Annotated in this window: 28 protein-coding genes; 13 read left to right on the forward strand and 15 right to left on the reverse strand. The window is 67.8% G+C overall.

Annotated features, from left to right (window positions below; genetic code table 11):
• Window positions 1-121: 121 nt before the first annotated feature.
• From ABD719_RS13605 to ABD719_RS13615, 3 genes are read right to left on the reverse strand one after another with little or no spacing between them, the layout of a single operon-like run.
• Window positions 122-565 (reverse strand): hypothetical protein, encoded by a 444-nt coding sequence (locus ABD719_RS13605; protein WP_344693926.1) that lies wholly within the window; start codon window positions 563-565, stop codon window positions 122-124.
• Window positions 562-1,305, reverse strand: a complete 744-nt coding sequence (locus tag ABD719_RS13610; RefSeq protein WP_344693927.1) for a prepilin peptidase — start codon at window positions 1,303-1,305, stop codon at window positions 562-564. The genes ABD719_RS13605 and ABD719_RS13610 overlap by 4 nt, the downstream gene beginning before the upstream one ends.
• A gap of 4 nt (window positions 1,306-1,309) precedes the next feature.
• Window positions 1,310-1,558 carry a hypothetical protein gene (locus tag ABD719_RS13615; protein WP_244646462.1) on the reverse strand — a complete coding sequence of 83 codons (249 nt, stop codon included), beginning with the start codon at window positions 1,556-1,558 and terminating at the stop codon, window positions 1,310-1,312.
• Between the two features lie 87 nt (window positions 1,559-1,645).
• Here ABD719_RS13615 and ABD719_RS13620 point away from each other — a divergent pair, with 87 nt between their 5' ends.
• Complete coding sequence (locus ABD719_RS13620; protein ID WP_344693928.1) at window positions 1,646-2,857, forward strand: acetyl-CoA C-acyltransferase; 1,212 nt, start codon at window positions 1,646-1,648, stop codon at window positions 2,855-2,857.
• Window positions 2,858-2,890: 33 nt separating this feature from the next.
• Here ABD719_RS13620 and ABD719_RS13625 read toward each other — a convergent pair whose 3' ends face one another.
• From ABD719_RS13625 to ABD719_RS13635, 3 genes are read right to left on the reverse strand one after another with little or no spacing between them, the layout of a single operon-like run.
• Window positions 2,891-3,322 (reverse strand): response regulator, encoded by a 432-nt coding sequence (locus ABD719_RS13625; RefSeq protein WP_344693929.1) that lies wholly within the window; start codon window positions 3,320-3,322, stop codon window positions 2,891-2,893.
• Between the two features lie 33 nt (window positions 3,323-3,355).
• On the reverse strand, window positions 3,356-4,477 hold the full coding sequence (locus ABD719_RS13630) for a GAF domain-containing protein (protein ID WP_344693930.1): 1,122 nt from the start codon (window positions 4,475-4,477) through the stop codon (window positions 3,356-3,358).
• A 54-nt stretch (window positions 4,478-4,531) separates the two neighbouring features.
• Window positions 4,532-5,035, reverse strand: coding sequence for an SH3 domain-containing protein (locus ABD719_RS13635; RefSeq protein ID WP_344693931.1), 504 nt, complete (start codon window positions 5,033-5,035; stop codon window positions 4,532-4,534).
• Between the two features lie 100 nt (window positions 5,036-5,135).
• Here ABD719_RS13635 and ABD719_RS13640 point away from each other — a divergent pair, with 100 nt between their 5' ends.
• Both ABD719_RS13640 and ABD719_RS13645 read left to right on the forward strand, forming a co-directional pair.
• A complete protein-coding gene (locus ABD719_RS13640) occupies window positions 5,136-6,134 on the forward strand; it encodes a 2-hydroxyacid dehydrogenase (RefSeq protein ID WP_344693932.1) in 999 nt (332 codons plus the stop codon).
• Between the two features lie 95 nt (window positions 6,135-6,229).
• Window positions 6,230-6,421, forward strand: coding sequence for a YMGG-like glycine zipper-containing protein (locus ABD719_RS13645; RefSeq protein ID WP_192124604.1), 192 nt, complete (start codon window positions 6,230-6,232; stop codon window positions 6,419-6,421).
• Window positions 6,422-6,525: 104 nt separating this feature from the next.
• On the opposite strand, the gene ABD719_RS13650 is transcribed toward ABD719_RS13645, so the two are convergent.
• From ABD719_RS13650 to ABD719_RS13660, 3 genes are all read right to left on the reverse strand, one after another.
• Window positions 6,526-7,185, reverse strand: a complete 660-nt coding sequence (locus ABD719_RS13650) for a DUF4893 domain-containing protein (RefSeq protein WP_344693933.1) — start codon at window positions 7,183-7,185, stop codon at window positions 6,526-6,528.
• 153 nt (window positions 7,186-7,338) lie between these two features.
• Complete coding sequence (locus ABD719_RS13655) at window positions 7,339-8,742, reverse strand: NAD(P)H-dependent flavin oxidoreductase (protein ID WP_344693934.1); 1,404 nt, start codon at window positions 8,740-8,742, stop codon at window positions 7,339-7,341.
• Between the two features lie 104 nt (window positions 8,743-8,846).
• Complete coding sequence (locus ABD719_RS13660; protein WP_344693935.1) at window positions 8,847-9,983, reverse strand: glycosyltransferase family 4 protein; 1,137 nt, start codon at window positions 9,981-9,983, stop codon at window positions 8,847-8,849.
• A 104-nt stretch (window positions 9,984-10,087) separates the two neighbouring features.
• Between ABD719_RS13660 and ABD719_RS13665 the strand changes: the two genes are divergently transcribed.
• On the forward strand, window positions 10,088-10,330 hold the full coding sequence (locus ABD719_RS13665; RefSeq protein ID WP_344693936.1) for a hypothetical protein: 243 nt from the start codon (window positions 10,088-10,090) through the stop codon (window positions 10,328-10,330).
• A gap of 74 nt (window positions 10,331-10,404) precedes the next feature.
• Here the strand turns inward: ABD719_RS13665 and ABD719_RS13670 are convergent, their stop codons facing one another.
• From ABD719_RS13670 to ABD719_RS13680, 3 genes are read right to left on the reverse strand one after another with little or no spacing between them, the layout of a single operon-like run.
• Window positions 10,405-11,001 (reverse strand): PEP-CTERM sorting domain-containing protein, encoded by a 597-nt coding sequence (locus ABD719_RS13670; RefSeq protein WP_344693938.1) that lies wholly within the window; start codon window positions 10,999-11,001, stop codon window positions 10,405-10,407.
• Window positions 11,002-11,056: 55 nt separating this feature from the next.
• Entirely contained in the window at window positions 11,057-12,178 is a 1,122-nt protein-coding gene (locus ABD719_RS13675) for a glycoside hydrolase family 130 protein (protein ID WP_344693939.1), read from the reverse strand.
• Complete coding sequence (locus tag ABD719_RS13680) at window positions 12,175-12,933, reverse strand: SDR family oxidoreductase (protein ID WP_344693940.1); 759 nt, start codon at window positions 12,931-12,933, stop codon at window positions 12,175-12,177. Before ABD719_RS13680 ends, ABD719_RS13675 begins: the two co-directional genes overlap by 4 nt.
• 122 nt (window positions 12,934-13,055) lie before the next feature.
• Between ABD719_RS13680 and ABD719_RS13685 the strand changes: the two genes are divergently transcribed.
• Both ABD719_RS13685 and ABD719_RS13690 read left to right on the forward strand, forming a co-directional pair.
• Complete coding sequence (locus ABD719_RS13685) at window positions 13,056-13,601, forward strand: alpha/beta hydrolase (protein ID WP_344693941.1); 546 nt, start codon at window positions 13,056-13,058, stop codon at window positions 13,599-13,601.
• On the forward strand, window positions 13,591-14,154 hold the full coding sequence (locus ABD719_RS13690) for a hypothetical protein (RefSeq protein WP_344693942.1): 564 nt from the start codon (window positions 13,591-13,593) through the stop codon (window positions 14,152-14,154). The genes ABD719_RS13685 and ABD719_RS13690 overlap by 11 nt, the downstream gene beginning before the upstream one ends.
• Before the next feature lie 33 nt (window positions 14,155-14,187).
• Here the strand turns inward: ABD719_RS13690 and ABD719_RS13695 are convergent, their stop codons facing one another.
• Together ABD719_RS13695 and ABD719_RS13700 are read right to left on the reverse strand one after the other, a co-directional pair.
• A complete protein-coding gene (locus ABD719_RS13695; RefSeq protein ID WP_344693943.1) occupies window positions 14,188-14,658 on the reverse strand; it encodes a hypothetical protein in 471 nt (156 codons plus the stop codon).
• A 200-nt stretch (window positions 14,659-14,858) separates the two neighbouring features.
• A complete protein-coding gene (locus ABD719_RS13700) occupies window positions 14,859-15,716 on the reverse strand; it encodes an alpha/beta fold hydrolase (protein WP_344693944.1) in 858 nt (285 codons plus the stop codon).
• Between the two features lie 36 nt (window positions 15,717-15,752).
• Here ABD719_RS13700 and ABD719_RS13705 point away from each other — a divergent pair, with 36 nt between their 5' ends.
• On the forward strand, window positions 15,753-17,114 hold the full coding sequence (locus tag ABD719_RS13705; RefSeq protein WP_344694035.1) for a protein adenylyltransferase SelO family protein: 1,362 nt from the start codon (window positions 15,753-15,755) through the stop codon (window positions 17,112-17,114).
• 35 nt (window positions 17,115-17,149) lie between these two features.
• The gene (gene astD / locus ABD719_RS13710; RefSeq protein WP_344693945.1) at window positions 17,150-18,559 is read left to right on the forward strand and encodes a succinylglutamate-semialdehyde dehydrogenase; all 1,410 of its coding nucleotides are present in this window, start codon (window positions 17,150-17,152) and stop codon (window positions 18,557-18,559) included.
• A 191-nt stretch (window positions 18,560-18,750) separates the two neighbouring features.
• Here the strand turns inward: astD and ABD719_RS13715 are convergent, their stop codons facing one another.
• Complete coding sequence (locus ABD719_RS13715) at window positions 18,751-20,556, reverse strand: DUF885 domain-containing protein (protein WP_344693946.1); 1,806 nt, start codon at window positions 20,554-20,556, stop codon at window positions 18,751-18,753.
• A gap of 143 nt (window positions 20,557-20,699) precedes the next feature.
• Between ABD719_RS13715 and cobA the strand changes: the two genes are divergently transcribed.
• The 5 genes from cobA (at window position 20,700) to ABD719_RS13740 (ending at window position 24,852) form a co-directional block, all read left to right on the forward strand.
• Window positions 20,700-21,491, forward strand: a complete 792-nt coding sequence (gene cobA / locus ABD719_RS13720) for a uroporphyrinogen-III C-methyltransferase (RefSeq protein ID WP_344693947.1) — start codon at window positions 20,700-20,702, stop codon at window positions 21,489-21,491.
• Window positions 21,488-21,784, forward strand: coding sequence for a DUF2849 domain-containing protein (locus ABD719_RS13725; protein WP_344693948.1), 297 nt, complete (start codon window positions 21,488-21,490; stop codon window positions 21,782-21,784). The genes cobA and ABD719_RS13725 overlap by 4 nt, the downstream gene beginning before the upstream one ends.
• A 255-nt stretch (window positions 21,785-22,039) precedes the next feature.
• Entirely contained in the window at window positions 22,040-23,671 is a 1,632-nt protein-coding gene (locus ABD719_RS13730; protein WP_344693949.1) for a nitrite/sulfite reductase, read from the forward strand.
• Entirely contained in the window at window positions 23,664-24,092 is a 429-nt protein-coding gene (locus tag ABD719_RS13735) for a DUF934 domain-containing protein (protein ID WP_344693950.1), read from the forward strand. The genes ABD719_RS13730 and ABD719_RS13735 overlap by 8 nt, the downstream gene beginning before the upstream one ends.
• Entirely contained in the window at window positions 24,085-24,852 is a 768-nt protein-coding gene (locus ABD719_RS13740) for a phosphoadenylyl-sulfate reductase (protein ID WP_344693951.1), read from the forward strand. Before ABD719_RS13735 ends, ABD719_RS13740 begins: the two co-directional genes overlap by 8 nt.
• Window positions 24,853-24,863 lie beyond the last annotated feature (11 nt).

Here is a 24,863-nt window from a genome sequence, read left to right on the forward strand (position 1 = left end):
TTTCGAAGAGTGTCGCCGTTTGCCGGTGCTACACCCATCCTCCCTCGCCAACGCGCATCCCGGCAAAGAGTTCAGTCGATTAACCAGATTGCATCCGGGATCGCGCAGTTCCCGCCGACGTTCAGCGCGCCGGCGCACAGCCGATCAGCCCGGCGACCGGTACGATCACCTGGTCCGCGCCGCCGCGCGCGATCGTCAGCATCCCCTGTGGCACGCCACCACCCTCGGTCAGGTCGGGGCGGGTGGTGACGGTCATTTCCAGCCGCGCGGTGATGTCACCCAGCCGATAGTCGCCGGTGCCACCCAGCCCGAATTCGCCGCTGCCCATCTGGGCGACCCGCGCCAGATCGGCGGGCTTCCCGCCCAGCGCCAGTCGCAGCCGCGCCGGATCGGCGCCCGCCACCGCCACCAGCTTGCGGTCGGCCACGCTCCACAGATAGGCCGCGCAGCCGCGCTCGGGCAGCGACTGGCGCTCCAGCGCATCGGGCAGCGGTGACGTGGCGGGCAGCGTGGCAGGTGGGGCCGCGACGGCGGCGGCCTGCAGGGCAAGAAACAGCGCGATCATGCCGACGATCCTATCATCATCAGCCATGCCGGGTAAGCCGCCAGCGCCATCAGCGTGCCCAGCGGCAGCATGTCCGTCGCCATCATCGCCCGCCCCGTCGCCTGCCGGAACAGCACCACGCCCAGTCCGATCAGGCCGGCGGTCAGCATGACGGCGGGCAGCATCCGCCAGCCCAGCCACAGCCCGATCGCGCCGAACAGCTTGGGATCGCCCCCGCCCATCCCCTCACGCCCCCGCCAGCGGCGATAGCCGGCGGCGATGCCCCACAGCAGCGCGAACCCGCCGACGCCGCCGATTAGCCGGTCCGTCAGGGCCGGCGTCCACCCCATGATTCCCGTCGCCACTCCGCCCCCCGCGAGCAGCGCGGTTAGCCGGTCGGGCAACCAGAACGCCCGCCAGTCGAGCGCCGCCAGCGCCAGCAGCAGCCAGCCGAAGACCGCCCCCGCCAGCGCCACCGGCCCCGCCGCGACCCAGCCCGCCGCCGCGCCGATCGCCAGCGCCGTCGCCTCGACCTGCCAGTGCACCGGGTCGATCGCCGCCCCGCATCCCCGGCACCGTCCGCGCAGCGCCAGCGCACTCAGCAACGGCACCAGTTCGGCCGGAGTCAGCGCCCGTCCGCAGGCATCGCAGGCGGATCGCCCGCGCATCACCGACCGATCCTCGGTCCAGCGCACCACCAGCGCCGCGATGAAACTGCCGACGATCGCCCCCAGCACCGCCAGCGCGACGCCCCAGGTCACCGGGTCAGAGACGTTTGCGGACCAGATATCGATATACCCCCAGCACGTTGATCGCGAACAGCACGCCGTTCTGCGTCGCCAGCGCCCAGTCCCCGGTCAGCCACGCGCCGGTGAACCACGCGACGGACGAGGCGACGAACACCACGAACCCCCACCCCGTCGCGACCCGGCCGAGATCGAGCGACACTACCAGCGCCGCCGCCATGCCCGAGATGGAGGCGAACCATTTGACGATGTTGATCGCATTGTCCATGCCGGCCCGTAACGCACTCGCCCGGCGTCGCCATTGATCGTGATCGACTACGGGGCAGGGCGCAAAAATATAGTCTGGAGAGCTGTCATGATCCCCGCCCCGACCGCCAACACCGCCGCCGATCCCGTCGTGATCCTGTCGTTCGCGCGCACGCCGATGGGCTCGTTCCAGGGCAGCCTTGCCGGCGCCAGCGCGACACAGCTCGGCGCCGCCGCCGTCCGCGCCGCGGTCGATCGTGCCGGGGTCGATGCCGCCGCGGTGGAGCGCATCGTGATGGGCTGCGTCCTGCCCGCCGGCCTAGGCCAGGCCCCGGCACGGCAGGCGGCGATCGGCGCCGGGCTGGGCGACCATGTCGAGGCGACGACCGTCAACAAGATGTGCGGATCGGGGATGCAGGCCGCGATCATGGCGGCGGAGGCGTTGGCGGCCGGGTCTGCCGACCTGATCGTCGCGGGCGGCATGGAGAGCATGACCAACGCGCCCTATCTGTCGCGGCGTCATCGCGGCGGTGCGCGGATCGGCCACGATACGCTTCATGACCATATGTATCTCGACGGGCTGGAGGATGCCTATGAACCCGGCCGGCTGATGGGCCATTTCGCCGAGGAAAGCGCGGCGGAATACCAGTTCACCCGCGCTGCGATGGATGATTTCGCGATCCGTTCGCTGCAACGCGCCCAGGCCGCGCAGACCAGCGGCGCGTTCGACCGCGAGATCGTCGCGGTCGAGGTGCCGGGCCGCAAGGGTTCGACCACCGTCGCACTCGACGAACAGCCCGCGCGCGGCGATGTGGCGAAGATTCCCACGCTGAAACCCGCCTTCTCGCGCGACGGGACGATCACCGCCGCCAATGCCTCCTCCATCTCGGACGGCGCGGCGGCGCTGGTGATGACGCGGGCCTCCGTCGCGGAGCGGCTCGGCCTCACCCCGGTCGCGCGCGTCGTCGCGCACGCCGCCCATGCCCATGCTCCCGCCAGGTTCACCACCGCCCCCGTCTTCGCGATGCGCAAGGCGATGGCGCGCGCCGGCTGGTCGATCGACGATATCGACCTGTTCGAGGTGAACGAGGCATTCGCCGCGGTGGCGATGATCGCGATGCGCGACCTGTCCATCCCGGACGATCGCATCAACATCCATGGCGGCGCCTGCGCACTCGGCCATCCGATCGGGGCGAGCGGTGCCCGCGTGCTGGCGACGTTGCTGTCGGCGCTGGCGACGACCGGCCAGCGTCGCGGCATGGCCTCGCTGTGCATCGGCGGAGGCGAGGCGACCGCGATGGCGGTAGAGCTGATCGACTGACACGGCGCGCCGGCGTCGGTTGCTCCTGTCCGGTTACGCCTGTCCGGTCGCCGGGCCGTCGCGGCAGCCATGGTCGTACAGCTGCATCCCGGTCGGCATCGCGCGCGGCTGTGCCCCTTGCGCCACCGCATGGGCTGCAGTCACCGCGCGGCCCAACGCCGCGGTCGGGAACGGCTTGGCCATATAGCCCACCACCAGCGGATTGTCGGTGCGCGAGGGGCAGTTGCCGCTCAGATACAGGCTGGGAATGCCGAACGCGGCCAGTTGCGCCGCTGCCTCCACGCCGCTGTCGCCGTCCGCCAGCCGGATGTCGCACAACGCCAGATCGATCGGCTCGCGCATCGCGATCATCATCGCGCCCGCGACATTTTCGGCCACGCCCACCACCTTGTGTTCGTACAAGGTCAGCGCATCCTCGATCAGCATCGCCACCAGCGCTTCGTCTTCCACCACCAGGATACGCAAGCACTTTCCTTCCACGTCGTCGTCCATCCCGACCTACGTCTCGTTGATGAAATGGATGGTCACGCCCGATCGGTCGCGATCGATAGCGGCATGAAGCTGGCGCAACAGCAGGCCGATCGATCGCGGCACCTCCATCTCGCTCCGGTCGTCGCCGGCCAGCGAGGGGGCGGAAAACCCGACCGCCAGCCTCGTGACCCCGTCCATCGTCCGCAGGCCCACCCGGATCATCTCCAGGTCGCCATTGCCCAGCAGGACGGCGTGGATCGCCAGCGCCAGCGCCACGCCGCGTTCGACCGACAGGCTGTGGATGCCATCGACCAGTACCGCCACGTCATGTCCGACGGTCTGCTCCGCCACGCCGCGCACCAGCGCCTCGACATCCACCTGCCCCAGCCGGTCGGTCGCATAGAGCGGCCGGTGCGCGGTCGCCATCGCTTCCAGCCGGGCGACCGCGCGGCGTTTCGCGGCGAGCGGCGTATCGACGTCGGGCACGCCGAATTCCATGCCGACGATGCTGATCGCCAGTTGCAGCGCGTTGCGCACCCGGTGATTCAGTTCGTGCAGCAAGCGTTCCTGCCGCTCCAGCGCGTTGCGCATATCCGCCTCGACCCGCAGCCGGTGCTTGGCGATCGCGACATAGCTGCACACGATATGGATAAGGCTCAGTTCGTCGGTCTTGAACCTTCCCGCCCAGCGTCGCGCGAAGGCCAGCGTGCCGAGCAGCCGGCCGCCATAGATCAGCGGCGTACAGGCAAAGGCGTCCAGCCCCACATCCTTGGCGAAATCCAGCGCGGGGTCGGGCGACGACTGGATGGCGGTAACGTGCAGCTTGCACCGGTCGCGGGCCGCCACCCCACAGATCGGCTGGCCCAGTTCGACGACGGCAGCGCCCGCTGCATGATGGGGACTCACCCCGCCATGCGCCTCCAGCACCAGCCGGTCGCCATCGAGGCGATAGTTGAAGAATACGTCCAGCTTCAACTCGTCGCAGATCGTCGCGAACAACTCGTCCACCATCGCCGCCGGATCGTCGGCCGCCAGCAGTCGTTCGGCGGCTTCGGCAATGATCGCCAGATACCGTCTGGGCAACCCGTCGTGCAACACAGGCGGATCGTCGTGGATCGCAATGATGCCGCCAGGTTCACGTTCTAGCATGGATCAAGTTCTAGTGGCTGAATCCTTGCCATGCAATGCTGCAACTTCATGGACTTATTCAACCATTTCGGCTTGCTCGACACCCCAAAGCCGTTCGGTTTCGATATAGCCGGTCCGCCCCTCGACATCGAGGCGACACCAGCCATTGCCGGCACAGTCGCTGATCCGCCCCACCACGCCCGGCGCGGCCTGCCACACCAGCGTCGCATCTGCGGCGGGGTGCTTGCGCATCGCTGCCGGCCCCTCGCCCCGCACGATCGCGGTCCGGGTGGTGCGCAGCAGGTTGGACAGCATCCATCCTTCCGCCCCGTCCGGGTCCTGCACCCGCCGCCACTCCTTGAACACCGCGACGACGCGCAGCGGCAGGTCGCGGCGCTGGTACAGCCAGCTTGCCGGATAGGTGCGCGCCGGGCCGGTGCGCATCAGCGCCCGGCCCGGCCCGATCGACCGCCAATAGGGTGGTGCCTGCTTCGCCGTCTGCGCCGTGGCGGGGCGGACAGGGATGGTCGTTCCGCCAGCGGCGGCGATGACGAGGAGCGCGATGGCCGCGATACGCATTGAACCTGTTCCCTCCGGGGCCGATCGTCTCCCTTTCACGAACGCCGCCGCCGATCAACGTCCGTTGACGCGGCGCGGTCCGTCCGCCAAGCCATCGGGCATGTCCGATACGCGCCGCTGCCCTCATCCGCAGGTGGTCGTCACCCGCGAACTGCCCGATCAGATCATGGATCGGATGGCGGCGCTGTTCGATACCGTGCAGCATCGCGGCGACACCCGCCTGACGGCCGATGCACTGCGCGTCGCGGTGGCGGAATGCGACGTGCTGGTGCCCACCGTCACCGATGCGATCGATGCCGCGGTGATCGCCGCCGCCGGGCCACGGCTCAGGCTCATCGCCAATTTCGGGGCGGGGGTGAACCATATCGACCTGCGCGCTGCCCGCGCCCGGGGCATCATCGTCACCAACACCCCCGGCGTCCTGACCGAGGATACCGCCGACATGACGATGGCGCTGATCGTCTCGGTCCCCCGCCGGCTGGCGGAGGGGGAAAAGCTTGTCCGCTCGGGCGAATGGCATGGGTGGAGCCCCGGCGGGATGCTGGGCCACCGGATCGGGGGCAAGGCGCTGGGCATCGTCGGGATGGGTCGGATCGGGCAGGCGGTCGCCGCCCGCGCCCGCGCGTTCGGGCTGTCGATCCATTATCATAACCGGCACCGCCTGCCCGCGATCGTCGAGCAGCAACTGGGCGCGATCTGGCATCCCGATCTCGACGACCTGTTGCGCGCGGCCGATATCGTCACCGTCCACACCCCGCTGAACGACGACAGCCGCCTGCTGATCGATCGCCGTCGCCTCGCGCTGCTGCGCCCCCACGTCTACCTCATCAATGCCAGCCGCGGCGGCATCGTCGACGAGGAGGCGCTGGTCGACGCGCTGGAGGCGGGGCACCTCGCCGGGGCCGGGCTCGACGTCTGGGAACATGAGCCGCGGATCGACCCGCGCCTGCTCGCCTTGCCCAATGTGGTGATGACCCCGCATATGGGCTCCGCGACCATCGAGGGGCGGCTGGCGAGCGGGGAAAAGGTGATCCAGAATATCCGGATGTGGGCCGACGGTCACCGTCCCCCCGATCAGGTTCTGGACGGCTGGGCATAGATTTCGCAGGCGAAACAACGGGAACGATTGATAGCGCGCGGCTTTAGAAGGGCGTCTCCGGACCTCATCAGCTACGCATCAACAGGAGTTTCCCCATGAAGAAGATCGCCATGTCCGCCGCCCTCGTCGCCGCCGCCGTATCGATGTCGGCCTGCTCGACGCTGCGCGGCGCTGCGATCGGTGGTGCGGGCGGGGCCGGTGTCGCCGCGGTCACCGGCAAGGACGTCGGCAAGGGGGCGGCAGTCGGCGGCACTGCGGGTGCGGTGGTCGGCACCGTCGTCGACTGACGCCGTGAAGGGAGGCCCGGTCGATCGCCGGGCTTCCCCTCATCGATACCTGAGGACCTGTGGTCACGGCCGACGGCGGCATCGATCGCCGCGATAGGTCTACCTCAATTCGCGCCAGCACCCTGCTGGTCGGGCGCGACAGGCGTCAGTTCGTAGACCTCCATCATGTTCCCCGCCAGCACCAGCCGCCACCGGAATGCGCCGATCCGCTCCATCACGCCGATCAGGTCGCGGGTGGCATCGACGCCATAACCCAGCGATACGTCACCCGCCCGCCGCTGCCGCGCCCCCAGGAAGATATATCGGTCCCGTTCGGGATACAGCCAGCCGCCGGGCAGCGCGGTGCCGGTCTGCTTGGTAAAGCTGACCCGCTCGCCCGTCTCGCCCCCGACATAACAGAAGAACGGCTTGCCCGCCTGAACCAGGCCGCGTGCCAGCGTTACCGAGCGACACCGGTACGACCCCGGCGGCAGCGCGGGATGCGCCAGCCCCGCATCGGCGCGCAGCAGGTCGCCTTCGCCCCGTAACGCCGCGGCCCCGCGCCGCCCGACACCGGCCCGCGCGGCGGCCCATCGTGCGGGCAGCGTATCGATCCGCATCGCATCATCGGGCCGGATCATCGCGCGCCAGCCGGACACCGGCTTCATCTCGACCGTGGCAGCCTCGGCCACGGCAGTCCCGCCCATGGCAGCTGGCCGATCACGGGCGGCACACCCCGCCAGCACCGGCACCGTCAGCAAAGCCAGACCGATGATCCGCTTCATTCGATACCTTTCGCCGGCGGGGCCGACCGTCTTCATGGATAGGCCCGTCACTGGTGCCGCCGACGCGCCGGAATCATCGGCCAGCGGACACCCGTCACGTCATGCGGGTCGATCGTAAACAAAGGATGAAGACCGGCACGACCCGCGCCCGCGTCAGTCACCCGTCAGAATGCGATCCACCAACTGCTTTACCGTCGGCACGAACCCATTGGAATAGAACGGATCGCGCTTGAAGTTATACGCGGCATGGCCCGCGAACATCAGATTCTGTTCGGTGTCGCCGCCATGGGCGATATCCTGCAGCGTCTTCTGGATGCAGAAGCTGCGCGGATCGGCCAGCCGCCCGGTCGAATTGGTGTCGGTATCCGCCCAGCTGGAAAACAGGCACTGCGACAGGCAGCCCATGCAGTCCGCCTGATCCTTGCGGATCTCCCCCTTTTCCTGCGGGGTCACGAATACCAGCGTGTTGTCCGGCGTCTTCAGCGCATCGGTAAAGCCCGCGCCGAACCATTCGCGCGCGCGCAGCAGATCCGCCTGGGTCACCCAGAAATTCTTGCCCTTCACCCCGACATCGAGCTGGAAGACATGATCGCCCCCCTCCTGCATCGAGAACGCGACCTGCCGTGCCGATCGCCCCTCCAGCGCGCGCAGGAACGGGTTGCGCACCGCCGACGAATAGAAACCGGTCGGCGAAAAGCGATGCAGCAGCACCTGCCCTTCCTCGATCTCCATCAGCCGGTTCTTCCACCCCTCCGGGATCGGGCTTTCGCGGGTCAGCAAGGGGCGCGTGCCGTACTGGAACGCGATCGACCCCAACTCGGGATTGTCGATCCACTCGTTCCAGTCGCGCAGGTACCAGACGCCGCCAGCCATCACGATCGGTGTCGAATCGGGAATGCCGCCCTCCCGCATCGTATCGCGCAGCGCCTTCACGCGGGGATACGGGTCCTCGGGCTTCAACGGGTCCTCGGCATTGGACAGGCCGTTATGCCCGCCCGCCAGCCACGGGTCCTCGTACACCACCGCCGCCAGCCATTCCGCCGCCTTGGAATAGGCGCGTTTCCACAGCGCGCGGAACGCCCGGCCCGACGACACGATCGGCAGATATGATACGCCGTAGGACGAGGTGATCTCCGACAGCTTGTACGGCATCCCCGCACCGCAGGTCACGCCCGCCACCAGCCCGCGCGTCTGTTCCAGCACGCCATGCAGGATGCGCGGCGCGCCGCCCATTTCCCACAGCACGTTGATGTTGATCGCACCCTTGCCGCCGGCGATGTCGTAGGCGCGCTTCACCTGTTCGACCGCGCCGTCGATCGCGTAGCGGATCAGTTCCTCGTGCCGCGCCCGTCGGGTCAGTTCGTGATAGATCTGCGGGATGATCTTGCCGTCGGGATCGTAGCTGTCGGCATTGACCGCCGACACGGTGCCGATCCCGCCCGCCGCCGCCCATGCACCGGCGGAGGCATGGTTGGTCGCGGCGACGCCCTTGCCGCCCTCCACCAACGGCCACACTTCACGGCCGGCATAGGTGATGGGCTTTAGACCTTTGAACACGGACGACGATACCTTTCCCGGCAGTAAAACGACGTGACGAACCAACCCGCTCTATAGCGACTGGGGGCCATGGTGCGAGCAAAACATGGATCAGCCCGCCATGCTCAGGAAAGCGCGCCCGGCCGCCCCAATACACCTTCATACAGCGCACGATACCGGGCGATCATCACCCCCTCGTCATACTCGGCCACGGCCTTCGCCTGATTGGCGGCACCCACCGTCCGTCGCAGGCCGGCGTCGTTGACCAGCGCCTGCATCACGTCGCGCAGCCGCACCTCGGTCGGCCATTCGGCGATGAAGGATGCATTTTCCGCCGCCACCATTCGCCGCACGTCGCCCACCGGCAGGCTGGCCACGGGCAGTCCGGCCGCCATCGCCTCGATCACCGCGGTCGGGAACTGTTCCGCACGCGACGACAGCGCGACCAGATCGAACCCGCGCAGGAACCGATAGGGCCGCTCGACGAAGCCCGGCATCACCACCCGGTCGGCGATCCCCATCGCCGCCGCCGCGCCTGCGATCATCGCCCGCTCCGGCCCCTCCCCCACGATCACCAGCCGGAATTTACCGGACAGACCGCCCGCTGCGCGGACCAGCGCGGACAGGTTCTTCATCGAGGTCAGTGCCGCGACCGCACCGATCACCACCTCGTCCTTGCGCCGGACGAAGCCGGGGATCGCGCGGGGATCGGGATCGGCGGCGTAATGCCGGGTGGCGATGCCGGTGACGATGCGGTGAACGCGCGATCGCGGCTGCTTCCATGCGCCCAGCGCGATCCCCTCCAGCGCCTCCGACGGCACCACCAGCCCCTGCGCCGCGGACAGCGCGACGCGGCGGTACAGGTTGCGCTCGATCTTCAGCCCCGCCGCTTCCTCCGCGCCAAAGCCGTCCTCGTGATGGATCAGCGGCGGCATGTCCTTGCCGAACACGCGCCGTGCCATCGCCCCGTCGATCGCGCCCCAGCCATAGGTCAGCACCAGATCGTAGCGCCGCATCATCCGCGCGATCGCCTCGTACCGCGCCACCGCAGGCTTGCCCCCCAGCGGCGGTGGGTCCTGCGCGATCTCGTAGCGTACGCCGGCCGGAATCAGCGTCTGCGCGTCCGTCGCCGCCGGATCGGCGGAGACGATCACGTGCCGGGCGCGGCCGCCCCACGCCGCCATCAATCGCGCGGCGCGTGCCTCCTTGCCGCCGATGTCGAACGATCCGTGGAGGTGGAGGATGGAAAGGGGCGCGTTCATATCGGTTCCGATAATCGATTCGGATGCCATTGCCACCTATTGCGTGGCGGGATCACCTGCGTCATCCTCCGATGCTCCACGGGACGACCACGGGAGAAACCATGATGATGAAGACCCTTATCGCCTCCGCCAGCGCCCTCGCGCTGTCCGCCACGCCCGCCCTTGCTGCGGCGGCCAACCCTGCGGCCTCGTTATCGGTGAAGGCCACCACCCGCGCCGCCACCCCCGCCAAGCGCGGCAACAAGCTTGCCGCCCCCGGCGCGATCGTCGGTCTCGTTCTTGCCGCCGCGGTCGTGGCCGGCGGTGCATTCATCATCGCGGACGACGACGACAGCGACAGCAACTAAGGCTCATATCCAGACGGGAAGGATCGGCCCCCTATACCGGGGCCGGTCCTTTCGCGTAATGGGCCCGAACGAACCTATATCGCCTCGCCCGCTGCGATCCGCCGGATGCGTTCATCGAAGCGGGCCTGCGACCGGCGCATCCAGCGCCGCACCCCGGCCGCGATCATCCCGAACCCGATCATCAGCATCGCCCAGGTCGCCGGTTCCGGCACGTGCGACATCGCCATCGCCGTATCCACGGGTGCCGATCTGATCGCCGCCGCCGGCCGCACCGCGATGCGCGTGATCGCGCCCACCAGTGTCACCCGCTCGCCATCGCCAGCTCCCCGCACCGATCCGATCGTATGCCCGGCCGCGTCATAGGCGGTCAGCATCGCGCCGTCTTCAGCCGCCAGCAGCGAGAACGACCGCGTGGAGGTCGGCCGCCCCGGATCGGCGAGATCGACGAACAGGATATCCGCCGCCCGTCCCGCGCCGCACAGCGCCTCACCCGGCCGCGTCGTGCAATCGGCGAAGGCGGTGCCAGACCGATCGACCGGCATCCGCACGATATCCGCTCCGGTCGCGGTCATACTGGTCGCGGCGGCGGTCCCAAACACCGCGCCGGGCCACACGGCCGCCGCCGGTGTCGTCACCAGCCCGATCGCCGCCACTGCCAACCCGAACCGCATCGATCCCCCGATGGATGTCATCCCCTAGGTGGCTTAATCGATCGTTCAGCAAAGCTCAATCGCCGCCGGCGAAGACGCCTGCATCGATATGGGTTACGCGGCAGGCCAGATCGGCCTCGCCGCTCGCCACGATGTAATGATCGCCCGCCGCAACGATACCGGTCGTGAAGACGACGTCGCTGACATACATCTGCTCCTGCAACGGTTCGGTCAGCGCCGGTGCAGCCTCCAGCAGGGGCGCGTGCTGCGTCCGCACCGTGATCGACGGATCGTCCCGGTCCAGGATCGACCAGTAGGTGCGATAGATACCCACCACCCCCGACGGCTCCACCCCGTGCCACAGGGTCAGCCAGCCGTCGTCGATCAGGATCGGCGGGGTACCCCCGCCCATCCGCGCGGTTGCCACCGTCGCCGCATGGGGGCGGATGCCGGGCTTGTCATACGGTTTCCAGTGCAGCGCATCGGGCGAGGTGGCCAGGTTGATCGACGGTCCCGCCCGCCATTCGCTGCCCGGCGGATAGGCGAAGTACAGGTCGCCCAGCGGCCGGGTCTGCGCCCAGTATTTGCCGCCGACCAGCCCTTCGAAGATCAGCATGTCCTTGTTCTGGTGGTCGAGGACGATCCCCTCCAGCGTCCAGTCCATGGCGTCCGTGCTGGAATATAGCGTGGTCGAATGGCGTTCCGGGCTGACCGAACAGGTCGTCATCAGATACCGGTCGCCGACCCGGCTGATCCGCGCATCCTCGATGCCATAGCATTGGTAATCGGTCGCCGGCGCGATCGCACGGTCGTAATGCACCGCGACCACCGCCGTGCCGTCCGCGTTCAGTTCGACGGGCAACAGCCAGGACAGGCTGGTCAGCGCCATCACCTTCCATCCGCCGCCATGCATCATGAACTTGCGCGGATCGGCGGTGTCGACCATTTCCAGCGGCCACGCATCGAGGTGATAACCGCCCGCCGCCCAGCGGATTGCATGGACGTGCCCGTCGAACCTCGGCCGGCGCAGCGCCTCCGCCACCCGCACCATCATCAGCAGGTTGCCGTTCGGCAGCCGGGTCAGCCCGGGATTGAACGCCCCCAGCACATAGGTGTCCGCCCCCAGCTTGCCCGCCAGCGGCGACCGCGACAGATCGACATCGTCGGGGGTGAAGACCAGTGCATCGAATCCCATCATTCGCCCTCCTGTGCGCGCGGCACGATCACCAGTTGCTGCACCACCGTCCGCGACGGTTGCGTCAACAGATAGTGGACGCCCACAGCGATATCCTCGGCCCGCAGCATCGTCTCGTCCCGGATCATCGCCCGCTGTTCGTCGGGCGGCAGGTCGGGTGACTGCATGTCCGATCCCGTCTTGCCCGGCTCGACCAGCGACACGCGGATGCCCTTTGGCCCAAGCTCGCGGCGCAGCGCCGCGGCGAAGCCGGCGATGCCCGCCTTGATCCCGGCATAGATCGTCGATCCCGGCCCCAGCACATGCGCGCTCATCGATCCGATCAACACCAGATCGCCGACCGGCACCAGCCGTTCCGATACCGCCTTCGCACCCATCAGATACGCGGTGAAGTCGACCGCGATCGCGCGTTCGATCGCCGCGGCGTCCATGTCGGTCAGCCCCTCGGCAGCGACCGCGGCGTTCATCACCGCGATGTCGATCCCGTCCAGCGCCGCCTCGCCCGCCGCGACGAACCGCTCCACCGCCCCCGGCCCGGCCAGATCGATCGCCATCCCGTCGCCCGTACCGACCTCGCGGATGTCGGCCAGCGCCTCCGTCAGCGCCGCCTCCTCATGCCCGCATATGAACACCTTGGCCCCCTCGGCGGCGAGCAGCACCGCGATGGCACGGCCGATCCCCGTCGTTCCGCCGGTCACGATCGCCCGCCGCCCGGTCAGGCTGCGGCGCGCGGTATGGGTATCGGCGGGCTTGGTCATCGTCGCTCCGGGGTCGGGGTATGCCCCCAAGACGAACGCGATGTCCCGCGGTTCCGGCCATGGACCGGTCGGATTGACCCCGGCGGACGCGATACCTACGATCGGGCCGGATCGGAGAGGGCATGACCATCTGGAAGATCTTCGTGGGCGGCGGGGGCGACGACTGGTTCAGCCATATCGTCGAAACCTATCATGCCGAATATGCGAAGATGAACCCGGATTTCTCCTGCCGCTGTTTCAGCTGGACGGAGGGCGATGCCATCCGCGCCTTGCTGAACGGCGAGGCGAAGGGCGGCAACGTCACGCTGGTCGGGCACAGTTACGGCGGCGACACCGCCTTCTGGGTATTGAGGGACACACCGAACGTCGACCTACTCGTCAGCATCGATCCGGTCGGACGTTTTCAGCGCAGCTGGGCCGCGATCCGCGCCGACGTCGGCCTGTGGTTCAACGTCCGGGCGGAACCGTCGTCGGACAACCGGTCGTTCGACGATACGATCGCATGGGCGGGGCGCAAATATCCGCGTCCGCCGGCCATCGGGCAACCGAACGCCCCCAATCACAGCGTCATCGCCAACCGGACGCACGGCGATTTCCGCGGGATGATGCGCGATACCGTCGGCGGGGTGAGTGGCCGGATGCTGCTGGGCGGCCATCATGTCGGCTGACGCCTCCTCCCGCCGCGCCGGCCGGCGCCCGATCCTTCTCGTCCTTGCGATCCTGCTCGCGCTGGTCGCGGCGGTGGCCGTCTGGGCGCTGGTCCCCCGCGATCTCGGCCCCGTCACGGTCGAACGGGTGCGGCTGCTCCCCGCCGGCGTGCCCGATGGCGGTACCAAGCCGGCTGCGCTCGGCACTCCCGTCCGGATCGCCGTCACCTTCGCGGTGCCGCAGGATCTGGCGTCGGTCCGCGAACGACTGGGCCTCGGTTATATCGCCGCCCGGCTCGCCGATTGCCGCGACGATGATGCCGCCACGCAGGAGGTGATCGCCCAGCGAGCCGGCTATCTGGGCGACTATGGCCGCGTCACCCGGCTCGGCACAGGTGCGGACGGACGGACCCGCTACCGAGCGGTGTTCGACGACGAACTGACCGCGACGGTCGATCACGCCGCCCGCCGCACCCCGGCCCGCGCCACGCCCGGCGGGCTGTGCCTGTCACTCTATGGCGCCAGCATGTGGTTCCGCCATGCCACGTCGCCTTCGACGCCAATTAGCTCCTGACCGGCACCGCATTATTTTTATAAATATTGATTATCAGAGTTTTTTGTCAGGCTCATCATACCATTCGGTCAGACGAATAAGGGGCGAAGATGCGTCCACGCTTTTCCCGATCATCCGTACTCGAGCAATTTTGTTTTGCCAGCGGCCTACCTTTGGCTCGTACAGCGATGCACCGATCTTGTAGCTTGACGCGGTTCGACTGACATTACGCAAGCTTACGATGGCAATTGGCCTTTCACCGGAGACATTCGTCCGATCGAGCAGGTTTTTCAGCGACGAAACTCTGGCATCATTGGAAAACTGTCCGATTACGTCATCGGCGGCAATGCAGCTTTTTGTTTCACGACATTCCGCTTCGGCGTCACCAAGCCCCGATATGATGAACTTTCCGCCCAGTTTACGCTCTAGCCCCATCAGGAACATACGGCGGGCATCAGAATCGATATTCACTTGTTCCACTTGGACTGCGGGAACACTCAAGGCCAATATCAATGAAACGAACATGATCTGGTTCCTTTATTTAGGTATCACAGTATCCTAACGTCGAAACGGCGGCGGCGTCGCCATTTTTCCACTGAAACGGCCCGGCATATAAACGACTGCAAGCTGTTACAGGAGGTGCTTTGCCTCATTAAATTCAGCATCAATATGCCTGTTGGCAATCTGAATGCAGCCTTGCTGGATTTCATAAAATCACAGATTGTTCAGTCCAGCCGCGCCAGCCAGCGACGGATCGCCGCATCCGCCACCGGCTCGTCCAGCATCGGCGCATGGCCGACCTCCGCCACCGTCACCCGCTCCGCGTTCGGCAGCGTGGCCGCCATCCGCGCCATCGCCGGTTCGCCCAGCAGGTCGGATCGTTCGCCGCGCACCAGCAGCACGGGCATGTCCGCCAGCCCGGCCAGCGCGCCCCACATATCCGGCCCCGCCTCCGCACCCGGCACGCGGAACGGCTCGGCGATGCGCAGGTCGTAATCCAGCACGATCCGCCCGCCGCTCGACAGCCGGTACAGTCGCTTGGCCATGCCCAGCCACTGTTCCAGCCCCCAGCCGGGGTAGACGTCGCGGTTGTTCTCCTCGATCGTCCGGGCCGCATGCAGCCAGGTCGGGCAGCTCGATCCCCGGCCGACATAGCCGCGGATGCGTTGCAGCCCCGCCGCCTCGATCTCCGGGCCGATATCGTTCAGCAGCGCGCCGGCCAGCCGCCCCTTTGCCGGTCCCGCCAGCAGCATCGTCACGATCCCGCCCAGCGACGTGCCCACCGCCGCGAACCGGCCGATGCCCTGGTCCGCCAGCAATGCCTCGACATCCTGCACATAGGTGAGCGGGACATAGGACATCGCGTCCTTGGCATAGCCGCTTTCGCCCCGACCGCGGAAATCGACCGCGATCACCCGCCGCTCCCCCGAATGCGCTTCGGCGAAGGCGGCGAAGTCGCGGGCGTTGCGGGTCAGCCCGTGCAGGCAGACCAGCGGCACCCTGGCGGGATCGCCGGGATAATCGCGCGCGTGGAGCCGCACCCCGTCGTTCGACCACCAATGTAGTTTTGCATAAGCGGCCATGTTGCGGTTCCCGTGTTCGACCACCCATATCGGCGGATGCCCTTCTCCCCGCAAGCATACCGCCCCGACTGGCCCATCCTCTCGTTGGGCGACGCCTTCTACGATCCGGTCGCGGCGGCCGACTTCCCGGAAACGATCCTGCGTTTCCGCAATGATCGCGCCGCCGCGCAGATCGGCCTCGCCGACCTGACCGACGACGAGTGGGCCGCGCATTTCGGCCGCTTCGTCCCCCTGCCCGGCACGCTGCCGCAACCGCTGGCGCTGCGGTATCACGGCCACCAGTTCCGCCAGTACAACCCCGATCTCGGTGACGGTCGCGGCTTCACCTTCGCACAGCTCCGGGACGATCGCGACCGGCTGATGGACCTCGGCACCAAGGGATCGGGGCAGACGCCATGGAGCCGCGCCGGTGACGGTCGCCTGACGCTGAAGGGCGGCGTCCGCGAAATCCTCGCGACCGAGATGCTGGAGGCGCTGAACGTCCCCACCTCGCGCACCCTGTCGCTGGTCGAGACGGGTGAGGAACTAATGCGCGGCGACGAGCCCTCCCCCACCCGCTCCGCCGTGCTGGTCCGGCTCAGCCACGGCCATATCCGCATCGGCAGTTTCCAGCGGCTCGCCTATGAACGTGACGAGGCGTCGATGCGCGCCCTCGTCGCCTACGTCCTGCGCCACCTGTACGGCGAGGACAGCGACGATCCCGTCCGCCTGCTGACCCATGTCGTCGATCGCACCGCGACGCTGGCGGCGCGCTATATGGCAGCGGGGTTCGTCCACGGCGTGCTCAACACCGACAACATCAATGTGACCGGCGAGAGCTTCGATTACGGCCCGTGGCGCTTCGCACCGACATGGGACCCGGCCTACACTGCCGCCTATTTCGACCATGCCGGCCTCTACGCCTTCGGTCGCCAGCCGGAGGCGATCGGCTGGAACGCGATGCAGTTCGCCAGTTCGCTGCGCCTGATCGCCGACAGCGACCCGCTGGTCGCCGCGCTCGACGGATTCGCCCCCCGGTTCCAGCGCGAACTCGCCGCTGCGATCCTGTGGCGGCTGGGGCTGGCGCCGGTCGACCCCGACACCGACCGCGCCACCGTCCGCGCGGTGGAGCAGGCGCTGCGCACCACCGCCACGCCGATCGACCGCTTCTTCTTCGACGCCTTCGCCCGTCCCGACCTGCCTGCCACCTATGGCGAGCCATGGGCCGCGGTACGTACCGCGCTCGCCGCGCATCCGCCGCGTAGCGACCGTGCCCACCCCTATTGGTCGGGCGAGCCGTGCGGGATGCAGATCGACGAGGTGGAGGCGCTATGGGCGCCGATCGCCACCGCCGACGACTGGTCGCCGCTCCATGCCAAGGTCGCCGCAATCCGGACGATGGCGGCGGCGCTGCGGTGATTAGACAAGCCAGCCGGACAGGGTAAGACACCGCGATGACCGACCTTCTGTCCCATGAACCCGCGACCGGTGCCGAACTGGCCCGCCTGCCCATCGGCAACGCGGACGACGAGGTTGCCGCCGCCCGCGCCGGCTGGGTCGGCTGGGCCGCACGGCCGCTGGTGTTCCGGGTGGAGACGCTGCGTCGCTACGCCAATGTCGTCCGTCAGCGCTACGATGCCTTCGCGGACCTGATCGCGCGCGAAACCGGCAAACCGCTCTGGGAAGCGCGGACCGAGATCGACTCGGTGATCGCCAAGGTCGACATCTCGGTCGCGGCCTATGCCGAACGCACCGCGCAGCGGCGGATGGACGGGCAGCTCGGCGCGCGCGTCGCCGTCCGGCACAAGCCGCACGGCGTATTGGCGGTGCTCGGCCCCTATAATTTCCCTGCGCACCTGCCCAACGGCCACATCGTCCCCGCGCTGATCGCGGGTAACGCGGTGGTGTTCAAACCGTCGGAGAAGACACCTGCCACGGGCGCCTTCATGATCGACTGCCTTCATGCCGCCGGGGTACCCGCCGAATGTGCGCGCCTGCTGGTCGGCGGCGCGGACGAGGGGCGGGCGCTGGCCGCCCATCCCGGTATCGACGGGCTGCTGTTCACGGGCTCGGCCACCACCGGCCTTGCGCTCAACCGTCTGTTCGCCGATCGGCCGGACAAGATCCTCGCGCTGGAGATGGGCGGCAACAACCCGATCATCGTGTGGGACACGCCCGACATCGCCGGCGCGGCGGTGCTGGTGGCACAGTCCGCCTTCACCAGCGCGGGCCAGCGCTGCACCGCCGCACGCCGCCTGATCGTGCAGGACGCGCTGTACGAACCGCTGGTGGCGGAACTCGATCGCCTGATCGGTCGCATCATCGTCGGCGCTCCGCACGACGATCCCGCGCCGTTCATGGGGCCGGTGATCGACAACGACGCCGCCGACCAGTTGAGCGACGCCTTTGTCGACCTGCTGATGCGCGGCGGCCGGCCGATCCGCCATCTGGAACGCCCGGTGCCGGGCCGCCCCTTCCTGACGCCCGCGATGATCGACGTTACCGCCGTGCCCGACCGTCCCGATGTCGAGCTGTTCGGCCCGCTGTTGCAGGTGATTCGCCACGGCGATTTCGACGCCGCCATCGCAGAGGCGAACGCGACGCGCTATGGCCTGTCCGCCTCGCTGGTCAGCCAGACGCCCGAACTCTACGACCGGTTCTGGGCCCATATCCGCGCCGGCATCGTCAACTGGAACCGCCCGACCAACGGCGCCGCCTCCAATGCGCCGTTCGGCGGCATCGGCTGGTCCGGCAATCACCGCCCCTCCGCTTATTATGCGGCGGATTACTGCGCCTATCCGGTCGTCTCCAGCGAAACCGACAATTCCCGCGCCGCGATCGGCATCGGCTTGCGGGACGAATAGAACGTCCCGACCCCCGATGCGTCGAAGGGGCCGGACCGTTCCCATCGACGGCTTGACGATGATGCCATCAAAGCAGCCCCAATCGTCATTGCGAGCGTAGCGAGGCAATCCAAGGCGCGGCGTGTGACGCTCTAGATTGCCTCGCTACGCTCGCAATGACGGGATGGGTTGAACTGCCTCAGGGCGGGGAATCACTTCCCCAGCCAGTCCCCGATCTTCTTCTCCAGCACCGGCATCGGCAGCGCGCCCGTATCCAGCACCTGCGCATGGAATGCCCGCGGATCGAACGCCGCGCCCTGTTTCGCCTGTGCCTGTGCCTTCAGTTTCGAGATCGTCAACTGGCCGATCTTGTACGCGGTCGCCTGTCCTGGGATCGCGATGTACCGCTCCACCTCGGCAGTCGCGTCGGTCTTCGACATCGGCGAATTTGCCAGCATATAGTCGATCGCCCGTTCGCGGCTCCACCCCTTGGCGTGCAGCCCGGTATCCACCACCAGCCGCATCGCGCGCAGCATCTCGTCGCTCAGGCCGCCCATCCGCTGATACGGATCGGTCTCCATCCCCAGCGGCTTCCACAATGTCTCCGCATAGAGCGCCCAGCCCTCGACATAGGCGGTATTGCCGCCGAACCGGATGAACGACGGCAGCGCGGCATTCTCCTGCGCCAGGCTGACCTGGAAATGATGCCCCGGCACCGCTTCGTGCAGGTACAGCGTCTCCATCCCCCAGGTATAGCGGATCGGCAGGTCGTAGGTGTTGTAATAGAACACGCCCGCGCGCGACCCGTCCGGTGTGCCGCCCTGATAAGAGCCGCCCGCATCCGATTTCGCCCGAAAATCGGGGACCGGCCGGATTTCCAGCGGCGTCTTCGGGATCAGCGAGAACTGCTCGCACACCCGCGCATCCACCCGCTTGCCGATCGCCTCATAGCCCAGCCGCACCTCCTCGGCGGTCTTGGGCTGGAACCGCGTATCGGTGCGCAGGAAGGTGAAGAACTGCGCCAGCGTACCCTTGTACCCCACCGCCGCCTGCTGCGCGTTCATCTCGCGCGTGATCCGTGCCACTTCGGACAGGCCGAGCGTGTGGACCGCGTCCGCCGTCATCGGCAGCGTCGTCGACTGCTCGATCCGGTAGGCATACAGCGCGTCGCCACCCGGCATCGCCGACAGCCCCACCGTGTCGCGCGCCCTGGGCAGATATGTGTCCGCCAGGAAATCCCGGATTTTCCGATGTGCCGGCATCAGGACGTCGCGGACCTGCGCGGCATAGGCGGCGGTCAGCCGGGTCCGGTCGGCCGCGGACATCGACGACGGGAACATCGTGACCGGCGCATAGAAGGTCGATCCCTCCACCCCTTGCGCCAGCAGGCCGTCGAACTGCTCGATCATGTTGCGCACGACCAGCTTGGGATGCACGATCCCTCCAGCCATACCCTCTCGGAACCGGGCGATGATGCGATCGTACAACGCGGCATAGGCGGCGTTGCGCGTCAGGTTGTTCTCGTAATCCTGCACCGTCTTGAACGGCGCGCCGCCCTTGCCCGACGCGAAGTCGGGATAGAAGGTCTGGAAGCCGCCGAAATGATTGATCGGCAACGCCCGCTCGATCCGCTCGATCGCCGGGGCGAAGCCGCGCAACGCCACCTCGGTCTGGTTGCGGAACACGTCGTAGGCGATCCGGTCGACCGGGGTCAGCTTGTCGCGATCGATCGCGGTGATCGCCGCCAGATCGGCCTGCGTGTTGCGTTTCTCGATCGCGGTGCGGGCATCGGTCAGATATTCGCCGAAGCGGTCGGCATAGCGCAGGTCCCCGCGAAAGATCGCCTGGATCGGATTCAGCGCCAGATCGCGTTCGTCGCTGTCATGGAACAGCCGCTTCAGCTTGGCGTCTTCCGGTCCGTCGCCCGGCAGTGGCGTCGCCAGCGGGATCGCCTGACCCAGGACGGGCGTGGCGCAGGTGGCGGCAAGCAGCAGAGCGACGGCAACGGTCAGGCGCATGGATTTCCCCTTTTCGATGCAGCCTTTGCGCGAAGTGGAACAGAAGACAATGGATCGTTGCGCCCACCGCCCAAAGCCATGCTACCCCCGCCCCAAGCATCGCTCGATTGCCGCACCTGCACGAAGACGCCATCTGATGGTGCATGGCGACGTTACTCGATCCCCACGCGCGCGGGCGCGTGATCCTCGTCGGGGCAGGCCCCGGCGATCCCGGCCTGCTCACCGTGCGCGCGGTGGAGGCGTTGAAGATCGCCGACATCGTCGTGCACGACGGCCTGATCGACCCCCGGGTCCTCGATCTGGCCCCCGCCACCGCGCAGCGCATCTCGGTCGCCAAGCGCCGTGCCCGCCACACCCTGCCGCAGGAGGCGATCAACGCGCTGATCGTGGCGCATGTGAAGACCGGCGCGATCGTCATCCGGCTGAAGGGTGGCGACCCCTTCATCTTCGGTCGCGGCGGCGAGGAGGTGGAGGCGGTGCGCGCCGCCGGGCTGACGGTCGAGGTGATCCCCGGCGTCTCGGCCGCGCTCGGCTGCGCGGCGGAGGCGATGCTGCCGCTCACCCACCGCGATCATTCGTCGGCGGTGTCGTTCGTGGCGGGCCAGTGCAAGGGGTTGCAGGATCAGGACTGGTCCGGCCTCGCCGGGCAGGGCCGCACGCTCGTGATCTACATGGGCGTCGCCACCGCCGCCGTCATCGCCGACAAGCTGATGGCGGACGGCGTCGCCCCCGACATGCCGGTCGCGGTGCTGGAACGCGGCACGCTGGCCGGCCACCGCGGGCTGCGCACCCTGCTCGCCGATCTCGGCGCGATGGTCGCGCGCGAACGCGTCGGCAGCCCGGCGGTGATCGTCGTAGGCGAAGTCGTTGAATTGTCGGACGCCGAAGACAAGCTTGCCCGCTGGGCACGGATCGCGGAAGAGACCGAAGCATGAGGATATTGACCGGTAACGACCTCGCCAGCGGCGATGTCACCTGGTGGACCGGCACCGGCTGGTCGCGCCATCTGGACGACGCCATCGACGTGGCCGACCAGGGCGAGGCGATCGCCCGTGCTGAGGAAGGCGCGCGCCGCGTCAACGTGCCCTATGTGATCGACGCGACGATGACGGCGGACGGCCCCCGCCCCGCCCATATCAAGGACCGTATCCGCGCGCTCGGCCCGACGGTGCGGCCGGACCTGACGCTCAAACCGGCCGATCCGACCGCGGGAAGCTGGGTGATATGATGCGCGCGAAGACAAAGAAAGGGGGTCACGCGGAGACGCGGAGACGCGGAGGTGTCTTCCCCGGCGCGCAGCGTCCCCCGGAATTACCGGCGGCGTCGCGCTTCCTAGCCGCTGACGCGACCGGAAAACCTTTCTTCTTCTCCGCGTCTCCGCGCCTCCGCGCGAACCATATCTTCTTCACGTCCTCGCGTCCCTACGCGAACCACATTCTTCTTGCGACCGCGCTCCGCCGCGCGACACCCAAGGCCCCCGCTCATGTATAAGTATGACGAATATGACCAGAGCATCGTCGACGCCCGCGTCGACGAGTTCCGCGATCAGGTGACCCGCCGTCTCGCCGGCCAGTTGACCGAGGATCAGTTCAAGCCGCTGCGGCTGATGAACGGCCTCTATCTCCAGCTGCATGCCTATATGCTGCGGGTGGCCATCCCTTACGGCACGCTCGACAGCCGGCAGATGCGGATGCTCGCATCGATCGCGCGCGATTACGACCGTGATTATGGGCATTTCACCACCCGCCAGAACCTTCAGTTCAACTGGATCAAGCTGGAGGATACGCCCGATATCCTCGCAAAACTGGCGACGGTCGAGATGCACGCCATCCAGACCAGCGGCAACTGCATCCGCAACATCTCGTCCGACCAGTTCGCCGGCGCCGCCGCCGACGAGATCGCGGACCCGCGCCCCTGGGCCGAACTCATCCGCCAGTGGAGTACGTTCCACCCCGAATTCAGCTACCTGCCGCGCAAGTTCAAGATTTGCGTCATCGCCGCGGACGAGGATCGCGCCGCGATGCGCCTGCACGACATCGGCATCCAGCTGGTGACGCAGGACGGTGAGCTGGGCGCGCGCATCTTCGTCGGCGGCGGTATGGGCCGCACCCCGATGATCGCGCCGCTGATCCGCGATTTCGTTCCCGCCGACGATCTGATGAGCTATCTGGAAGCCGCGTTGCGCGTCTACAATCGCTACGGCCGCCGCGACAATATGTACAAGGCGCGGATCAAGATCCTCGTCCACGAGATCGGCGCCGACGACTATCGCCGCCAGGTCGAGGAGGAATTCGTCGCGGTCAAGGCGCTCGGCCTCGATCCCCCCGCCGCCGAACTGGCCCGCATCACCGCGATGTTCGCGCCCCCCGCCTTCGATACGGATGCGCCGGACCGGGTCGATCGCAGCGATCCCGACTTCGCCGTCTGGCTCGACCAGAACGTCGTGGCGCACAAGCAGCCGGGCCATGCGATCGTCACGGTCAGCCTCAAACCCGCCGGCGGCATCCCGGGCGACGCATCCTCCGCGCAGATCGACCTCGTCGCCGATCTGGCCGAACGCTACAGTTTCGACGAACTGCGCGTCACCCACGCCCAGAACCTCGTCCTCCCGCATGTCCGCAAGGCCGATCTGTACGCAGTATGGGAAGCGTTGCGCGACGTCGGGCTGGCGGAGGCGAACCTCGATCTCATCACCGACATCATCGCCTGCCCGGGCCTCGACTATTGCAGCCTCGCCAATGCCCGCTCGATCCCCCTGGCGCAAAAGATCGCGACCCGCTTCGCCGATCCCGTGCGCCAGCGCGATCTGGGCGAGCTGAAGCTCAAGATATCGGGCTGCATCAACGCCTGCGGCCACCACCATGCCGGCCATATCGGCATCCTCGGCGTCGACAAGAAAGGCACCGAGAACTACCAGCTCTCGCTCGGCGGCTCGGGCGCGGAGGACGTATCGCTCGGCAAGATCACCGGCCCCGGCTTCGACGAGGACGGCGTGGTCGACGCGATCGAACGGGCGACCGACACCTATGTCTCGCTGCGCGAACCCGGCGAGCGGTTCCTCGACACCTATCGCCGGGTCGGAATGCAGCCGTTCAAGGAGGCGATCTATGGATGACCTGCTGCGCTTCCGCGACGACGTGGCGCATGACGAGCCGGCGGTCACGCTCGACGCCTTCCTCGCCGAACAGACCAACGCCACCGCCGTCCGGCTGGAAGCGGGCGAGGATGCGCGTGCCCTTCTCCCCCATCTCGACCGGCTCGCGCTGATCGAGGTCAGCTTTCCCTCGTTCCGCGACGGTCGCGGCTATTCCGCCGGACGTATCCTGCGCGAGGGCGGCTATACCGGCGAATTGCGGGCGCAGGGCGACGTGCTGGTCGACCAGTTGCCGCTGATGCGTCGCTGCGGCTTCGACAGCTTCGCCCCCGAAGCGGAGATCGATGCGGAGGTGCTGCGCCGCAGCCTCGATCGCTACGACTATCGCTATCAGCCCGCCGTCGATGCGGTCGTGCCCGTCTGGAAACGCCGTCATGGCTGAACCGGTTCGCACGCTCGACACGATCGATACCCGCCCCGCCTTCACCGCCGCCGACGCGGCAGCGCTGGAGGCGCGGTTCGCCGGTGTGCCCGCGCCCGCGATGCTCGCCGAACTGCTGACCGGCGAACTCGCCGGACGAGTTGCGGCGGTATCGTCGTTCGGGGCGGAATCGGCAGTGCTGCTGCATATCGTCGCGGGCGTCGACCGCAGCGTGCCGGTGATCTTCACCAACACCCAGAAGATGTTCGGCGAGACGCTCGCCTACCGCGATACCCTGTCCGAACGCCTCGGCCTGACCGACCTGCGCGTCGTGCGCCCCGATCCGCACCTGCTCGCGGTACGCGACAAGCAGGCGGAACGCTGGTCCTACGATCCGGACGGCTGCTGCGAAATCCGCAAGGTGAAGCCGCTCGCCCGCGCCCTTGTCCCCTTCGACGCCTGGATTTCGGGTCGCAAGGGCTTCCAGGCCGGCACCCGCACCGCGCTGCCCCGGTTCGAGGAGGATCAGGGCCGGCTCAAGATCAACCCGCTGGTCGACTGGGACAAGGCCGCGCTCGACGCGTATTTCGCCCGGCACGACCTGCCCCGTCATCCGCTGGAAGCGCAGGGCTACCCCTCGATCGGCTGCGCACCCTGTACCTCGCCCGTCCGTCCCGGCGAAGACCCGCGCGCGGGTCGCTGGCGCGGGATGGACAAGGTGGAATGCGGCATCCACATGATCGCGGGCAACGGCATCAAGGTCGACGAAGCGGGCCTCTGACGCCCGCGATC

Origin of the sequence: Sphingomonas cynarae (assembly GCF_039537815.1) — a bacterium.
Lineage (GTDB): Bacteria > Pseudomonadota > Alphaproteobacteria > Sphingomonadales > Sphingomonadaceae > Sphingomonas > Sphingomonas cynarae.

What these genes read in the sequence shown, in the direction of transcription:
- ABD719_RS13670 (WP_344693938.1), bottom strand. Translation starts at nt 11,001, where the DNA reads ATGCGGTTCGGGTTGGCAGTGGCGGCGATCGGGCTGGTGACGACACCG.
- ABD719_RS13685 (WP_344693941.1), top strand. Translation starts at nt 13,056, where the DNA reads ATGACCATCTGGAAGATCTTCGTGGGCGGCGGGGGCGACGACTGGTTC.
- ABD719_RS13680 (WP_344693940.1), bottom strand. Translation starts at nt 12,933, where the DNA reads ATGACCAAGCCCGCCGATACCCATACCGCGCGCCGCAGCCTGACCGGG.
- ABD719_RS13695 (WP_344693943.1), bottom strand. Translation starts at nt 14,658, where the DNA reads ATGTTCGTTTCATTGATATTGGCCTTGAGTGTTCCCGCAGTCCAAGTG.
- ABD719_RS13700 (WP_344693944.1), bottom strand. Translation starts at nt 15,716, where the DNA reads ATGGCCGCTTATGCAAAACTACATTGGTGGTCGAACGACGGGGTGCGG.
- ABD719_RS13635 (WP_344693931.1), bottom strand. Translation starts at nt 5,035, where the DNA reads ATGCGTATCGCGGCCATCGCGCTCCTCGTCATCGCCGCCGCTGGCGGA.
- ABD719_RS13740 (WP_344693951.1), top strand. Translation starts at nt 24,085, where the DNA reads ATGGCTGAACCGGTTCGCACGCTCGACACGATCGATACCCGCCCCGCC.
- ABD719_RS13715 (WP_344693946.1), bottom strand. Translation starts at nt 20,556, where the DNA reads ATGCGCCTGACCGTTGCCGTCGCTCTGCTGCTTGCCGCCACCTGCGCC.
- ABD719_RS13605 (WP_344693926.1), bottom strand. Translation starts at nt 565, where the DNA reads ATGATCGCGCTGTTTCTTGCCCTGCAGGCCGCCGCCGTCGCGGCCCCA.
- ABD719_RS13690 (WP_344693942.1), top strand. Translation starts at nt 13,591, where the DNA reads ATGTCGGCTGACGCCTCCTCCCGCCGCGCCGGCCGGCGCCCGATCCTT.
- ABD719_RS13675 (WP_344693939.1), bottom strand. Translation starts at nt 12,178, where the DNA reads ATGATGGGATTCGATGCACTGGTCTTCACCCCCGACGATGTCGATCTG.
- ABD719_RS13615 (WP_244646462.1), bottom strand. Translation starts at nt 1,558, where the DNA reads ATGGACAATGCGATCAACATCGTCAAATGGTTCGCCTCCATCTCGGGC.
- ABD719_RS13725 (WP_344693948.1), top strand. Translation starts at nt 21,488, where the DNA reads ATGAGGATATTGACCGGTAACGACCTCGCCAGCGGCGATGTCACCTGG.
- ABD719_RS13645 (WP_192124604.1), top strand. Translation starts at nt 6,230, where the DNA reads ATGAAGAAGATCGCCATGTCCGCCGCCCTCGTCGCCGCCGCCGTATCG.
- ABD719_RS13660 (WP_344693935.1), bottom strand. Translation starts at nt 9,983, where the DNA reads ATGAACGCGCCCCTTTCCATCCTCCACCTCCACGGATCGTTCGACATC.
- ABD719_RS13730 (WP_344693949.1), top strand. Translation starts at nt 22,040, where the DNA reads ATGTATAAGTATGACGAATATGACCAGAGCATCGTCGACGCCCGCGTC.
- cobA (WP_344693947.1), top strand. Translation starts at nt 20,700, where the DNA reads ATGGCGACGTTACTCGATCCCCACGCGCGCGGGCGCGTGATCCTCGTC.
- ABD719_RS13650 (WP_344693933.1), bottom strand. Translation starts at nt 7,185, where the DNA reads ATGAAGCGGATCATCGGTCTGGCTTTGCTGACGGTGCCGGTGCTGGCG.
- astD (WP_344693945.1), top strand. Translation starts at nt 17,150, where the DNA reads ATGACCGACCTTCTGTCCCATGAACCCGCGACCGGTGCCGAACTGGCC.
- ABD719_RS13735 (WP_344693950.1), top strand. Translation starts at nt 23,664, where the DNA reads ATGGATGACCTGCTGCGCTTCCGCGACGACGTGGCGCATGACGAGCCG.
- ABD719_RS13630 (WP_344693930.1), bottom strand. Translation starts at nt 4,477, where the DNA reads ATGCTAGAACGTGAACCTGGCGGCATCATTGCGATCCACGACGATCCG.
- ABD719_RS13620 (WP_344693928.1), top strand. Translation starts at nt 1,646, where the DNA reads ATGATCCCCGCCCCGACCGCCAACACCGCCGCCGATCCCGTCGTGATC.
- ABD719_RS13705 (WP_344694035.1), top strand. Translation starts at nt 15,753, where the DNA reads ATGCCCTTCTCCCCGCAAGCATACCGCCCCGACTGGCCCATCCTCTCG.
- ABD719_RS13665 (WP_344693936.1), top strand. Translation starts at nt 10,088, where the DNA reads ATGATGAAGACCCTTATCGCCTCCGCCAGCGCCCTCGCGCTGTCCGCC.
- ABD719_RS13640 (WP_344693932.1), top strand. Translation starts at nt 5,136, where the DNA reads ATGTCCGATACGCGCCGCTGCCCTCATCCGCAGGTGGTCGTCACCCGC.